Raw genomic sequence first — 13,692 nt, forward strand, 5'->3', positions numbered from 1 at the left:
AGCCTCTATTATAATGAGCAAGAGATAAATAAACAACATATTGTTCAATATTTATCTAGATGACTAAATAACTCTAAAGAGGATTTTCCAATGACATTCAACCATCTACATGAGCTTGTTCGTAAGGCAGTCGCCGTACTGGAAAGTTTTGAGAGCGGCAATCCCGAAGCGATTACGGCTTACGTTCATCCAGATCAATATATTCAGCATAACCAGGCCTTACTCGATGGTCGTGAAACCATGCTTGGTGCTCTAGATCATTTAAAGGAAATTGGTACAAAGGTAAGCATTAAGCGGGCTTTAGTTGACGGAAATTATGTGGCACTTCATTCTGTATATCATTTTCACGGCCCTAAAATCGTATTTGATATCTTCCGTTTTGAGAATGGACTAATCGTTGAGCACTGGGATAATTTGCAAGAGATGGTGGAGAAGACACCAAGCAATCATACAATGATTGACGGACCGGTTACGATTAAGGATATCGACAAAACGGATGCCAACAAGGCATTTGTCAGAAGCTATGTTGAGAACATCTTGCTCGGGAAGAACCCTGACCTGCTTGCCTCTTACTTTGATGGAGATCACTACATTCAGCATAGTCCGCATATTGCAGATGGACTTTCAGGTCTTCACGCTGCTTTGCAGGCTCTGAAGGAGAAAAATGTTGAGTTTCAATATACTTATGTCCATCAAGTTATCGGTCAAGGCGATTTTGTTCTTACAATGAGTGAAGGTCTGTTTGATGGTCAGCATACCGCTTTCTACGATTTGTTCCGCGTAGAGGATGAAAAGATCGCTGAGCATTGGGACGTAATCGAGGCCATCTTGCCGGCAGAAAAACGAAAAAATTCGAACAGTAGATTTTGAAGTTTGTGTAGCTGAATCGCAAGAAAGACATCGCCGAAATTTAAGTGCGGTGATGTCTTTCGATTTTACGAATGTACTTGAGTGATCATTTTTTTAATGAAATGGATACAGAAGCGTTGCTGCAGCAACGCTATTTTTGTTCATTGCCATGAAGTGACCGTGTGATGCAGCCATATTATATGGTGGTCCTTTCACAATGAACATTGCCGTTGATAATCAACCATATGTTCATTATAAAGAGACAAGGAGTAGTGGATCATGAAAATGCTGACACAAAAAATGATGTGGCTGGGAATGGTGCTCGTCCTGATCGTGTTGACCGTATTCGGGGTAGCGATGATGGGATCGGTGCTTGGATCGAAGCCAAAGGAGGTCCCGGTGGCCCTCGTTATCCTGGACCAGCCGGCGGAGCTGCCGACTGGAGGAACGTTTGCGGTAGGGGAAATGATCCGGGAAAAGTTGCTGTCGAGCCCAGCAATGCCGTTCGTCTGGCATGTCGTGGATTCCGAGGAAAAGGCCCGGGAAGGACTGTATAAACGCGAATATTACGGAGCGATGGTGATTCCGGCGGATCTGAGCAGCGGTTTACTCTCGCTAGCAACGCACTCGCCGATTCACCCTAATGTGAGAATCCTCTCCAATGAGGGTATGAACACCCAAGCCTCGATGGTCGTAAGACAGGCAATGGGGCAAGCGATGAAAATGATCAACGGGGAACTGTTGCAGCAGCTGCTTGGGCAGATCGGACAGCAAACGGAGCAAATTCCGGTTGAGACGGCTAAAGCTTTAATGACACCGGTGAACGTTCAGGAGGAAGTCGTGCATCCACCGGGAGTGAATAATGCGGCGGGGAATGCGCCGGGTTTGTTGACCCAGATTATATGGATCGGCAGCATGGTGACCGGAGTCGTCTTGTTCCTGGCTAGCCAGAAGGCGGTCGCCGCGGGTTCAAGGAGATGGACAGTCAGCGCGCTGCAAGCTATCGGGGGGCTTGCGATCGTCGGCATAGCCTCGTGCTACACCATATGGATGGCTTCGTCGTGGTACGGTATGGAACTGGCGAACGCGGGGGAGACGTGGTTGTTCTTATGGTTGGCTGGATCGGCGTTCTTCTTGTTGCAATCTTCCTTGCTGAATTGGATCGGATTCCGGGCAATACCGCTTCTCGTACTGCTGATGTTCTTCTCCATGCCGCTGCTGAACATGGCTCCGGAGTTCTTGTCGCAGATAACGCGAGATTGGATCTATTCGTGGACGCCACTGCGGTTCGCGGCAGGAGGGCTACGGGAAGTAATGTACTTCGGCGGACTGGACGCAGCTTACTCAAACGCCTTGATTTTGTGGGGCGTCGCCGGTGGATTTTTGGTCTTGCTGCTCACTTCCGGATTTAGGGTCGGTCGAGCGACAGATGCCGCTCCTACTTCTTTTACAAGCAATTAAAATAAAGTAAGAACAATCAACGATGCGTTGTACTTCCTTTTTTACGCTCAATGTTATAATTAGATTGCGACCATTTCTGGGAAGAATTAAAAAGTTATTAATCAAAACCACCCGTGTGAACGGGTGGTTTGCTCTGCGGCTGAAAGCCTTTGTTACTGGCCAGCCCTAAAGGGCATTGAATCGTTCGCCAACCGCACTACTTTTTCGGCTACCCCTTAAGGGGTCTTCTAGTTCTTCTTCTTTCGTTTGCTTCCTGTTTCTTCTCCTGTGAATGGATCTATATACTCTTCCAGCGTCATTTGCTCTGCAACCACGTCTTCTTGTAACTGATTTCGTATATACTCTTCAATCACTTTCTTGTTCCTTCCTACCGTGTCCACATAAAACCCTTTACACCAGAATTTTCGATTCCCATACTTATATTTTAAATTTGCATGGCGATCAAATATCATTAAGCTACTCTTCCCTTTTAGATACCCTATAAATGATGACACACTTATTTTCGGCGGTATACTTACCAGCATGTGTATATGATCTTTACATGCCTCTGCTTCTATAATTTCTACACCTTTTCTTTCACACAATTGTCTTAGTATTTTTCCTATATCTCTTTTCAATTTCCCATAGATCACTTGTCTTCTGTACTTTGGTGCAAACACTATGTGATACTTACAATTCCATTTTGTATGTGCTAAACTGTTCACATCAGATGCCATCTGATCTCCTCCTCGTGTTTTAAATTTGGTTGGCGAACCGAATTTATCTTAACACTTCGGAGGATTTTTTTTATACAACGCTTAAGCTATCCTGAACCATACGCATAGCGTATGGTTTTCTTTTTACAAGAAAAAGGAAAAAACCCTTGATAATCAAGGGTTTTCTTCGTATGGAGCCTAGGGGGATCGAACCCCTGACCTCATCGCTGCCAGCGATGCGCTCTCCCAGCTGAGCTAAGGCCCCGTAAGCGACTTCTATATCATATAAAAAATCAGCAGGCATGTCAACAGGTTTTTCACATTTTTTGATGACGTGCTGTATCCCTTTTACTTCTCTATATAATGTCACTTATCGATGATGAGGATGGGCTCCTTGAGAGCACCGGAAGAGCACCTGGATCACGCAGAACCCTGGTGCTCTTACAGCTCCTGACCGTCCGTATCCTTGGACAGTAGGCTTTTCAGTTCCTTCATAAACATATTGATATCCTTGAACTGCCGATACACGGACGCAAACCGGACGTACGCTACCTCATCGACCGGATACAGCCGTTCCATCAGAAGCTCCCCGATCTGGCGGCTCTCCACCTCTGCTGCTGCGGTATTGCGCAGTGCCTTCTCGACATCCGATACGATCATATCCAGCTGGTCCACGGATACCGGACGCTTCTCGCATGCCCGGATCAAACCGCGGAGTACCTTCTCCCGGCTGAATTCTTCGCGGCTTCCATCCTTCTTCACAACAATCAGCGGCGTTTCCTCCACCATCTCAAAGGTTGTGAATCTCTTGCTGCACTGCTCGCATTCCCTGCGGCGGCGGATGGATTTATTCTCGTTGGCAGGCCTGGAATCCAGCACTTTCGTTCCGGCATAACTGCAATATGGACACTTCATAAAGTCATCTTCACTTCCTTTGTTTTCAGCGTATTTTAGCCTTAACGGCCCTAATGAAAAATTTACCAGCAAAACTTTTTTCTTTTATGTTATGAAAATGCGAAACCCGAGACATAATACTTTTACCAACCCAAGGAGGTGAACTTAACATGGCACAAAGCAACAACAACTCCAACAACCTGGTTGTTCCTCGCGCAAACGCTGCTCTTGAGCAATTGAAGTACGAGGTAGCTCAAGAACTTGGTATCTCCATTCCACAAGACGGATACCAAGGTAACATGACTTCCTACGAGAACGGTTCGATCGGGGGATACATCACAAAGCGTCTTGTAACCCTGGCCGAGCAACAATTGGCTGGTCAATTCTCCGGTCAATAATTGATTCTTCCTTAAAAAAGGAGTGTTGGACGGCTCGATGTAAGAGCCTGTCCAGCGCTCTTTTTTCGTTAAAAGCCGTCCTTATACACATCCGTATATTGATTATAATAATAAATCACGCGCTGTACATAGTGGCGGGTTTCCCCGATGGGAATACTCTTCACATTCTCGTAGGTTCCATCCCACATGCCCTTGTTGATCCAATTCTTGACGTTCCCGGGGCCTGCATTATAGGCGGCGATGGCGGCAATTGGGTTGCCGTCCATTTCCTTGTGCAGGTTCTGAATATACCAGGTGCCCAGCTGGATATTCGCATCCACTTCATTCTTTACGTTCAGCAGGTTTACCGATGGCAGCTTGGCCATTTCCATCGCCCAATTCGCCGTATCCGGCATCAGCTGCATAATGCCCAGGGCGCCTTTCTTGGACTCCTTACCCGGCTTGAAGTTCGTTTCCACACGAATGATGGATGCCACCAGGAACGGATCGACCTCATAGTAAGCGGCATGCTTCCGTATTTCATCTTTATAATGAATCGGATACAGCAAGGTCATCCAGTTCGAGCTCAGATACAGAAGCGCTACAAAAGAGACAAACAGCAGAAGCAGCACTCTTTTTTTACGGAGCCACTTCATAGACTAACCAACCTGCCCCACAGGTTGTCCACCTGCTGCTGTGTTTCGGCCAATGTTCCGCTGTTATCGATGAGGATATCCGCCAGACGCTTCTTCTCCTCGATATCCATCTGACTGTTTAAACGCGCTTCCGCCGCTTCCCTGTTAAGATCATCGCGTACCATCAGACGCTCAAGCTGCAGCTCTCGCGGTACATAAACAACAGCGATCTGGTCAAGATAAGAATAATACTCCTTGGCCTCAAGCAGCAGCGGAATATCCGCCACGACGAGCCGGTCGGGATACTGCCGCTCATACGCTTCCGTCCGTTCCCGGATTTCCTGCCGGATCGCCGGATGCGTGATCTCATTCAATACCGTTCTCTGCTCGGGATGATGGAAGATCACTTCCCCGAGTTTTTTTCGATTCAGCGTACCGTCCTCAAACAGGATCGCTTGTCCAAAATGTTCGGTCACTTTACCCAGCACCGGATGACCCGGGAGCATGACTTCCCGGGCGATGAGATCCGCATCGACGAGAAGTGCTCCCTTCATGGCCAACATGGAGGACACGGTGCTCTTGCCAGTTGCAATTCCTCCGGTTAAACCGATATTCATGACTTCACCTCATAACAGCTTCATTATACCCATGACGATTAACAAAAAAGCAGGCAAATAAGAGATAAAACGCATGCCGCCCTTGGATGCAAAACGTAAACCAACCCTCATGCCCAGCACCAGGAATATCCCGCTAAACAAGGAAACAACAGCCGCGGTACCTAACGGTGAGAAGCCCAGCATGGCGGCGCCAAGCCCTGCGCCGAACGCATCGAGCGATAACGCGATCCCGAGCCACATCGCCTCCCACGGGGAGATGCTGCCGGAGTCGTCCAGATCCGCCTTCGAGGGACTGCGGAGAATTTGAATGACAACCCCGGCCTTCGGAATCTCAAGAGAGAATACCGCCCGCTGAAGATGCACTTGACCTGCCGTGTTAACCTCACGTCTTGATTTCACTTGATGGTCAGATGCCTTCTTTTCCATAAGAGACTTCGAAATATCCTTACTGGAAACCGGCTGCACATCTGACTCGTTTTTTCTGCGAACTTGCTGATATAGAGACCATAAGCCCAGCAGAATCAAAATGGCGGCTCCGATCACAGACGCCACGGATGGGGATAAGAACCGCTGTAACAGCGCGCCCGCCTGCATGGAGGCGCCAAGCACCAAGCCGGAACATAGCGAGATGATCAATACAGACAGCAGCGGTATCCTTGTTTTGCGCAGACCGTATGTAACCCCCGCACCGAATCCGTCCAGGCTTAATGCCATGGCCAGCAGCGCAGACGAGAAAATATGACTGAGCACCCTTTTCCCTCCTCGTAAGCTCCACATCAAGCGGCTCATTCATGAAGAAGAGCAGCTCCATGCGCTCCACATATGTTCCACATTATATGTGTAGGGATAGGAATGGGTGCACGCCTATTGGATTACTTCTTAACCGGCTGACACTTCGGGCAGAAGTGGGTCCCCCGTCCGCCAACCACGATCTTATGAATCGGTCCACCGCATGTATGACACGGCTTGTCCTTCCGTCCGTAAATCTGATGACTATGCTGGAACATCCCCATTTCACCCTGTCCATTGACATAGGATTTAATGGAGGAACCACCCGCTTCTACGGCTTCGGACAGTGTATCCACAATGGCATGATACAATCGCTTGAGCTCGGCATCCTTCAGGCTGTTGGCGTTACGCTCCGGATGAATCTTGGCTCGAAACAATGCCTCATCGACATATATATTGCCGATGCCGACCACATATGCCTGATTCAGCAGCACCGCTTTAATCTTCGTTTTTTTGCTGCCGATGACTTCCTTGAAAGTTCCGAACGTAAACGTATCATCCAGCGGCTCATACCCCAGCTTGGCAAGAGGAGCATGCTGAAACTCTTCCCCCGTTGCAAAGAGATGCATCGTTCCGAATTGGCGTACGTCCTTATAACGCAGCTCCGTCCCGTCCGAGAAATGGAATATAACATGAGTGTGCTTCTCCACCGGCTCCTCGGCAGAGTACAACCCGTAACGCCCTTCCATCCGAAGATGCGAGACGAGCACCAGTCCGTCCAGCAATATCCTTAAAAATTTCCCGCGGCGCTCTACACCTTCCACGGTATGATCCTTCAACATAAACGCAAATGCCTCAATATCATCAGGACGCTGAATAATCCGCGGCAGATGTACGGATACATGATCTATATGCTTACCTTTAATCAATTGGTTAAGTGTTCGTTTCACCGTTTCTACTTCCGGCAATTCCGGCATAATGACTTCACCTCATCTCCCATTATACCGGAAGTTAGGACAGAGCGGGACCATGGTTTTGTGGAAAGGTATGGTGCATAATGCGCCCCTCTTCACGCCATGATCCCTATAAACGATTCTCTATCGGCTAACCATATTGTATAACTTTACTTCGCTTCGTACCAGTTCTCGCCATAGCTGACTTCCGATTTCAGCGGTACCGACAGCTTCAGCGCTTGACTCATCACTTCCGGCACCAATTCCTTCATGATCTCCAGCTCATCCTCCGGCACCTCGAACACCAATTCATCGTGCACCTGAAGCAGCATGCGGCTCTTCAATTGACGATCATGCAGCGCCTTGTCCATATGGACCATGGCCAGCTTGATAATGTCCGCCGCGGTTCCCTGAATCGGCGTATTCATTGCTGTCCGTTCGGCAAAAGACCGCAGGTTGAAGTTGCTGGCGTTAATCTCCGGCAGGTAGCGTCTGCGTTCAAGCAATGTCTTCACATAGCCGTCTTGTTTCGCCTGTTTGACGATCACGTCCATATAACGCCGGACGCCCTGGAACACCTCGAAATACTGGTCAATGAAGGCCGCGGCTTCCTTCCGGGTAATATTCAGGTTCTGGGACAAGCCATAGTCGCTGATTCCATACACGATGCCGAAGTTAACCGCCTTGGCGGATCGGCGCATATTGGAGTCCACCTCATCCACGCCGACTCCGAACACGTCCATTGCGGTCTTCGTGTGGATATCCATATCGTGGACGAAGGCTTCCTTCAGCCGTTCATCATCCGAGATATGCGCAAGCACGCGCAGCTCGATCTGGGAGTAGTCCGCCGCCAAAATGCTCCAGCCCGGCTCGGACGGAACGAAGACCTTGCGCAGCTTGCGGCCCTCCTCCAGACGGATCGGAATGTTCTGCAAATTCGGATATTGGCTGCTCAGACGGCCCGTCGCGGCAATCGTCTGACGATAGTACGTGTGCACTTTGCCCGTTTGTGACGAAATCTCCTTCAGAAGACCTTCCACATAAGTGGATTGCAGCTTGGCCAAGGTACGATACTTCAGAATCAAGCGGACAATATCGTGATAAGGCGCCAGCTTCTCGAGCACCTCGGCATCGGTGGAATAACCGGTTTTGGTCTTCTTGATGACCGGAAGCTCCAGCTTCACAAACAGAATCTCGCCCAGCTGTTTAGGCGAATTAAGATTGAATTCCGTTCCGGCGATCTCATATATCTCATGAACTAGCTTCTCGATCTGTCCTTCAAACTCGCGACCCAGCTCCTTCAAATCCTCCGCATTCACGGCAATTCCCTGCTTCTCCATATCGGCCAGAATGCGGGACAGCGGCATCTCCAGCTCATGGAACAGCGGCAGCATTTCATTGGCAGCCAGCTCCTTCTCCTGAACGGGAACCAGTTCGGATACAGCCAGGCATTTTCTGGCCATGTGCTCGCTGAGCTTCTCCATATCGGGAACCTTGTACTTTGCCCCTTTACCGAAAACATCCTCATCGGCTTGAAGATACGCAAGCCCGTATTTGGAGGCCAGACCGCTAAGACTTTGATTCGATTCGGTTGGGTCCAGCAGGTAGGCAGCCAGATGAACGTCAAATGCCGCGCCGGCAAAAGCAATGCCCTGCCAGTGGAGGGCCAGATCAATGCGGTGCAGATCATATCCGCGTTTAGGGATCCCGCTATCGGCAAGCCAAGCTCGAACAGGCTCGGCCTCTTCCGACTTCAGAACCTCAAACGGAATGAAGTACTGCCGTTCCTCCGTAGCGAGTGCGAGCCCGATCACCTCGGCATGATGGGGATTGTCCCCATGCGTCTCTACATGGAGTATAGTGACGTGGGCCAGGTTATCCGCAACCTCCTTAAGCCCCTTCGTGTCTACAAGGGTCACTTCAATCTTCGCTTCGGGCTTCGACTCAGCCGCATCCCCGCCCACTCCGCTTGTGCTCAGGTTTAACCGTTCAATGAGCGATTTAAACTCCAGCTTCGCCAGTGCGGGCCCTGCCGTCTCTTCATTCAAGCCTGTAAACGCCATGTCATCCAGCGACTGCTCCAGCGGAACTTCGCAAAAGATCGTAGCCAGCTTCTTGCTGAGTATGGCGGAATCCGCATGCTCTTCAATTTTCTCTTTCATCTTGCCTTTCAGCTCGTCGGTGCGTGACACCACGGCTTCAACGGATCCAAATTCATGAAGCAGCTTCAGAGCCGTCTTCTCACCCACTCCTGGAACGCCGGGGATGTTATCGGAAGCATCGCCCATCAGTCCCTTGAGGTCGATAATCTGATCAGGCGTCAGGTCATATCGCTCCTTAATCTGTTCCGGTCCGTAATACTCGATGTCGGTAACGCCCTTGCGGACCATGGCGATCGTGGTATGCTCCGAAGCCAGCTGCAGCATATCCTTATCCCCGGATACAACCATCACCTTCCGACCAGCTTCATCAGCCTGACGGGTAATGGTCCCGATAATGTCATCGGCCTCATAACCGCCGATTTCAAATTGGGAGACGCCAAGGCCTTTCAACAGCTCTTTCAGCAGCGGGAATTGTCCGGAGAGCTCGGGAGGCGTTTTCTGGCGGCCACCCTTGTAATCCTGAAAATCCGCATGCCGAAATGTTTCCTTGCCTGCATCGAATGCGACCATCATATGGGTCGGTTTGTGTTCCTCAATCAAGCGAAGCAGCATCGTCGTAAAGCCGTAAACCGCATTCGTCTGCTGTCCGCTGGCATTGGTCAGCGGCGGCATCGCGAAGAATGCCCGGTAAATGATATTATTTCCATCAATTAAAATCAGCTTGTCCATAGAACACCTCGCACCAATATTACTTCCTTTCCACATGATAACATAGGTTACCGCCAATTCCGAACAATCCGTTCGATTAACGGTGAATTCCTAAGAATACGCAAAATATCCCCACAAAGTGGAGCCTGCGCTTCGATGCTTATTCCAAATACTTTGCGGGGGCCCCCAATATATAAATGCGATTAAAGAATTGCTTCCGCTTCGCTGGAGCTTTCTAAATTCTCGCAAAAAAACGCCAGCTTTCGCCAGCGTTTGACTTATCATTATGCTATTGATTGAGGTCGGGACGATGACCCGTTACGAGGTACACCGTGCTCTCGCCAATGTTGGTTGCATGGTCGGCGATCCGTTCGATGTAACGTCCCACCATGATCAGCAGCATCGCCTGATTGGCCGAATCCGGATCGGAGGTCAGATGCGCATACAGGTCCTGCAAAATCACGCTGTACAAATGATCGATCTGATCATCGTCCTGGGCCATTTTATAGGCAAGATCCGTATTTTCCGTCAGATAGGATTCGATCGATTCCGAAACCATCGCGCGCACCAAATCCGACATCCGCGGAAGATCCACCAGTGGCTTGATCAGCTTCTGGCCTTGCAGACGGATCGTCACTTTAGCGACATCCCGCGCCAAGTCACCCATACGCTCCAAATCGCTTGCAATCCGGAAAGCCACTAAAATCCGGCGCAAATCCTTTGCCACAGGCTGCTGGGTCACGATCAGACGGGAGCCGATGTCCATGATTTGCTCTTCCATGTTGTTTAACTGCACATCGTTCTTGATAACCGCCTGCGCTTTCTCCGCATCCAAGGTCTGAAGGGACTCCACGCTGTTTGCCAGTGCCTCCTCCATATGCTTGCCCATATCCTGCAGCAAACTTCTCAGCTCATCAAGCTGCTGATCAAACTCAATTCTCCGGATCATGTGTGATGCTCCTCCTATCTACTTTTAAGAAAGATCATAGTCGTGATAATGGCTTAACCGAACCGGCCCGAGATATAATCCTCGGTACGTGCATCCGACGGCGTCGAGAACAGCGTATCGGTGTTTGCAGATTCAACCACTTCGCCATTCAGGAAAAATACGGTCTGCCCGGATACGCGTGCTGCCTGATGCATGTTGTGCGTAACCATGACGATGGTGTATTTGCTCTTCAGCTCCTGCACCAGCTCTTCGATTTTCAAAGTCGAGATCGGGTCCAGCGCGGAAGTTGCTTCGTCCATCAGCAGGATATCCGGCTGTACGGCAAGTGCCCGGGCAATGCATAGGCGCTGCTGTTGGCCGCCAGACAAGCTCAGCGCGGACCGCTTGAGATAATCCTTGACTTCATCCCACAGCACGGCTTGTTTCAAGCTCTGTTCCACGATTTGGTCCAGCTCCGCTTTATTGCGGATACCGTGGAGTCGCGGCCCGTACGCGATGTTGTCATAAATCGATTTAGGAAACGGATTCGGCTGCTGGAATACCATCCCTACCTGCTTGCGCAAGGCTTCAACGTGGACTTCCTCGCTGTAGATTTCGGTTCCTCCGATTTGCACGCTGCCTTCAATCCGAGTGGAAGGAATCATGTCATTCATGCGATTCAGCGTGCGCAGCAGCGTAGACTTACCGCAGCCCGACGGTCCGATGAACGCCGTCACCGTTTTCTCCGGAATGTCCAGATCCACGTTTTTAAGCGCATGGTACGTGTCGTAGTAAAGATTTAATTTCTTAATCTGTATGATGGATTCCATATCTTATTCATGTCTCCTTTTTCACGATTAGATCTGCTTTATGCGTCTCTTAGATGTTCTTCGAATACTTGTTCCGGATCCACACGGCTGCAATGTTCATGATGAACAGCATGATGAGCAACAGAATAATACCCGAAGCCGCCAGCTCGTGGAAAGCCTCACTTGGTCTTGATACCCAGTTAAAGATCTGGATCGGCATGACAGTAAACGAATCGAGCAGATTTTCCGGCAAGAAGGCCACGTACGTTAAAGCACCGATCATGATCAGCGGTGCGGTTTCGCCGATCGCACGAGACAAGGCCAGGATAACCCCGGTCATAATTCCAGGAATCGCTGATGGCAGCACGGCGCTGGACACCGTTTGCCATTTCGTTGCGCCCAACGCATAAGAAGCATCGCGCCGGTTCTTAGGCACGGCGCGAAGCGCCTCCTGAGCGGCAACGATAATAATTGGCAGCACCAGCAGCGTCATCGTTAATACCCCGGACAACAGGCTGCGGCCAAGATTCATGCCGCGCACGAAAATCGCCAGTCCCAGGATACCGTATATAATAGAAGGAACCCCTGCAAGCGTACTGATATTCAGCTGGATCAGCCGAACCCAGCGGCTGCGGCCCGCATACTCTTCAAGAAAGATTGCCGCGCCCACGCCTAATACAAAAGACAGCGGGGCCATGAGCAGGAGCAGATAAATCGTGCCGACAATCGGCGATTTCAGGCCTGCTTTATCCGCGATACGTGACGGAAAGTTCGTGAACAGATCGGGTGAGAGTCTGTGAACGCCATCCATCACGATCGTAACAATCAAAGCCATCAAGGCTAGAATACCGATACTGGTACAAGCCAGGAATATCATATGCAGCGTTTGGTCACCCAGACGTCTCCGGTTGATTCCTTTGCTATCCCCCAGATTCAATTGTTTCATCTAGTATTCCTCCCTGAAGCGGCGAGCGACCCACTGCGCCAATATATTAAGCAAGAAGGTGATGACAAACAAGGTCAGACCTACCGCAAAAATCGTGCCGTATTCAATCGTTCCTCGCGGAACGTCTCCCATGCTTACCTGAACAATATAAGAAGTCATCGTCTGAATGCTTTCCAGCGGATTCAGTGTCAGCTGCGGCGTAGCACCTGCAGCCACCGTAACGATCATCGTCTCGCCAATCGCGCGCGAGAATGCCAATACGAAGGACGATACAACCCCCGATAAAGCGGCAGGCAGTACAATTTTCAGGGCAACCTCAAATCGGGTAGCACCCAGCGCGTATGCTCCGTGACGAAGGCTCTTAGGCACCGCACGCATCGCGTCTTCACTTAAAGACGAGATCATCGGCAGGACCATGATGCCGACCACGAGACCCGCACTAAGCGCATTGAATATCCCCATGTCGGGAAAAATCTTTTGAAGGAATGGCGTTACCGTTTCAAGCGCAAAATATCCGTAAACAATCGTTGGTACACCAGCCAACACTTCAAGCACTGGCTTTACAACCCCCCGAACCCGGGCAGGAGCGTATTCATTGAGATAAATAGCGCATGCCAAGCCGATAGGCACTGCGAAAATGATCGCAATGCCTGTAATCAGCAATGTGCCGCCCAGCAGGGGCAGCACGCCGAATTCTTTTGGAGGGAGAATTGGACTCCATGTCGTTCCAGTCAAGAAGGACCATACCGGCACTTCTTTGAAGAAGATCACGGATTCCTGTAGAAGCGTATATACAATACCGATGGTGGTAAAGACCGAAAGCATGGCACACAAGCCGAGCAGGATTGGAACGATTTTGTCTGAGAGGCGTGTTTTGCTTCGACGGAATGTCATGCTTTTAGTGTTTGCCGCCACGGGTGAAGTTTTGTTCATTCTCCTCTTCCCTTTCTATGGGTTGCCCGAAGGATTCCCTTCGGGCATGAAGTCCT

The 13,692-nt window shown here is 50.0% G+C and carries 14 protein-coding genes and 1 tRNA gene; 3 read left to right on the top strand and 12 right to left on the bottom strand.

Features of this window, described 5'->3' with window-relative positions; all coding sequences use genetic code 11:
* The first annotated feature begins 90 nt into the window (after positions 1-90).
* Positions 91-870 (top strand): nuclear transport factor 2 family protein, encoded by a 780-nt coding sequence (locus MKX98_RS26000; RefSeq protein WP_339219284.1) that lies wholly within the window; start codon positions 91-93, stop codon positions 868-870.
* Between the two features lie 258 nt (positions 871-1,128).
* Positions 1,129-2,310 carry an ABC transporter permease gene (locus MKX98_RS26005; protein ID WP_339219286.1) on the top strand — a complete coding sequence of 394 codons (1,182 nt, stop codon included), beginning with the start codon at positions 1,129-1,131 and terminating at the stop codon, positions 2,308-2,310.
* 227 nt (positions 2,311-2,537) lie between these two features.
* Here MKX98_RS26005 and tnpA read toward each other — a convergent pair whose 3' ends face one another.
* The 3 genes from tnpA to nrdR all read right to left on the bottom strand — a co-directional run bounded on the left by tnpA (position 2,538) and on the right by nrdR (position 3,920).
* Entirely contained in the window at positions 2,538-3,026 is a 489-nt protein-coding gene (gene tnpA / locus MKX98_RS26010; RefSeq protein ID WP_071223663.1) for an IS200/IS605 family transposase, read from the bottom strand.
* 171 nt (positions 3,027-3,197) lie between these two features.
* Positions 3,198-3,270, bottom strand: a tRNA-Ala gene (locus MKX98_RS26015).
* A gap of 176 nt (positions 3,271-3,446) precedes the next feature.
* Positions 3,447-3,920, bottom strand: coding sequence for a transcriptional regulator NrdR (gene nrdR, locus MKX98_RS26020; protein WP_071218088.1), 474 nt, complete (start codon positions 3,918-3,920; stop codon positions 3,447-3,449).
* A 149-nt stretch (positions 3,921-4,069) separates the two neighbouring features.
* Here nrdR and MKX98_RS26025 point away from each other — a divergent pair, with 149 nt between their 5' ends.
* Positions 4,070-4,297, top strand: a complete 228-nt coding sequence (locus tag MKX98_RS26025; RefSeq protein WP_053492022.1) for an alpha/beta-type small acid-soluble spore protein — start codon at positions 4,070-4,072, stop codon at positions 4,295-4,297.
* Between the two features lie 68 nt (positions 4,298-4,365).
* Here the strand turns inward: MKX98_RS26025 and MKX98_RS26030 are convergent, their stop codons facing one another.
* The 9 genes from MKX98_RS26030 to pstC all read right to left on the bottom strand — a co-directional run bounded on the left by MKX98_RS26030 (position 4,366) and on the right by pstC (position 13,636).
* On the bottom strand, positions 4,366-4,932 hold the full coding sequence (locus tag MKX98_RS26030; RefSeq protein WP_071218087.1) for a lytic transglycosylase domain-containing protein: 567 nt from the start codon (positions 4,930-4,932) through the stop codon (positions 4,366-4,368).
* Positions 4,929-5,528: a dephospho-CoA kinase gene (coaE, locus tag MKX98_RS26035; RefSeq protein WP_339219296.1), complete on the bottom strand. Its 600-nt coding sequence runs from the start codon at positions 5,526-5,528 to the stop codon at positions 4,929-4,931. The genes MKX98_RS26030 and coaE overlap by 4 nt, the downstream gene beginning before the upstream one ends.
* A gap of 9 nt (positions 5,529-5,537) precedes the next feature.
* Positions 5,538-6,278, bottom strand: coding sequence for a sporulation membrane protein YtaF (gene ytaF, locus MKX98_RS26040; protein ID WP_220684130.1), 741 nt, complete (start codon positions 6,276-6,278; stop codon positions 5,538-5,540).
* A 122-nt stretch (positions 6,279-6,400) separates the two neighbouring features.
* On the bottom strand, positions 6,401-7,234 hold the full coding sequence (mutM, locus tag MKX98_RS26045) for a DNA-formamidopyrimidine glycosylase (RefSeq protein ID WP_071218084.1): 834 nt from the start codon (positions 7,232-7,234) through the stop codon (positions 6,401-6,403).
* 146 nt (positions 7,235-7,380) lie between these two features.
* Positions 7,381-10,041 carry a DNA polymerase I gene (polA, locus tag MKX98_RS26050; RefSeq protein WP_339219300.1) on the bottom strand — a complete coding sequence of 887 codons (2,661 nt, stop codon included), beginning with the start codon at positions 10,039-10,041 and terminating at the stop codon, positions 7,381-7,383.
* Positions 10,042-10,309: 268 nt separating this feature from the next.
* Entirely contained in the window at positions 10,310-10,969 is a 660-nt protein-coding gene (gene phoU, locus MKX98_RS26055; RefSeq protein WP_194544185.1) for a phosphate signaling complex protein PhoU, read from the bottom strand.
* Positions 10,970-11,022: 53 nt separating this feature from the next.
* A complete protein-coding gene (pstB, locus tag MKX98_RS26060) occupies positions 11,023-11,778 on the bottom strand; it encodes a phosphate ABC transporter ATP-binding protein PstB (RefSeq protein ID WP_009594645.1) in 756 nt (251 codons plus the stop codon).
* Between the two features lie 49 nt (positions 11,779-11,827).
* On the bottom strand, positions 11,828-12,703 hold the full coding sequence (gene pstA / locus MKX98_RS26065) for a phosphate ABC transporter permease PstA (RefSeq protein WP_071218081.1): 876 nt from the start codon (positions 12,701-12,703) through the stop codon (positions 11,828-11,830).
* Complete coding sequence (gene pstC, locus MKX98_RS26070; RefSeq protein WP_071218080.1) at positions 12,704-13,636, bottom strand: phosphate ABC transporter permease subunit PstC; 933 nt, start codon at positions 13,634-13,636, stop codon at positions 12,704-12,706. It lies immediately after the preceding gene.
* Positions 13,637-13,692: the final 56 nt, after the last annotated feature.

Source organism: Paenibacillus sp. FSL W7-1332 (assembly GCF_037969785.1).
In the GTDB taxonomy this organism is placed as follows: domain Bacteria; phylum Bacillota; class Bacilli; order Paenibacillales; family Paenibacillaceae; genus Paenibacillus_AQ.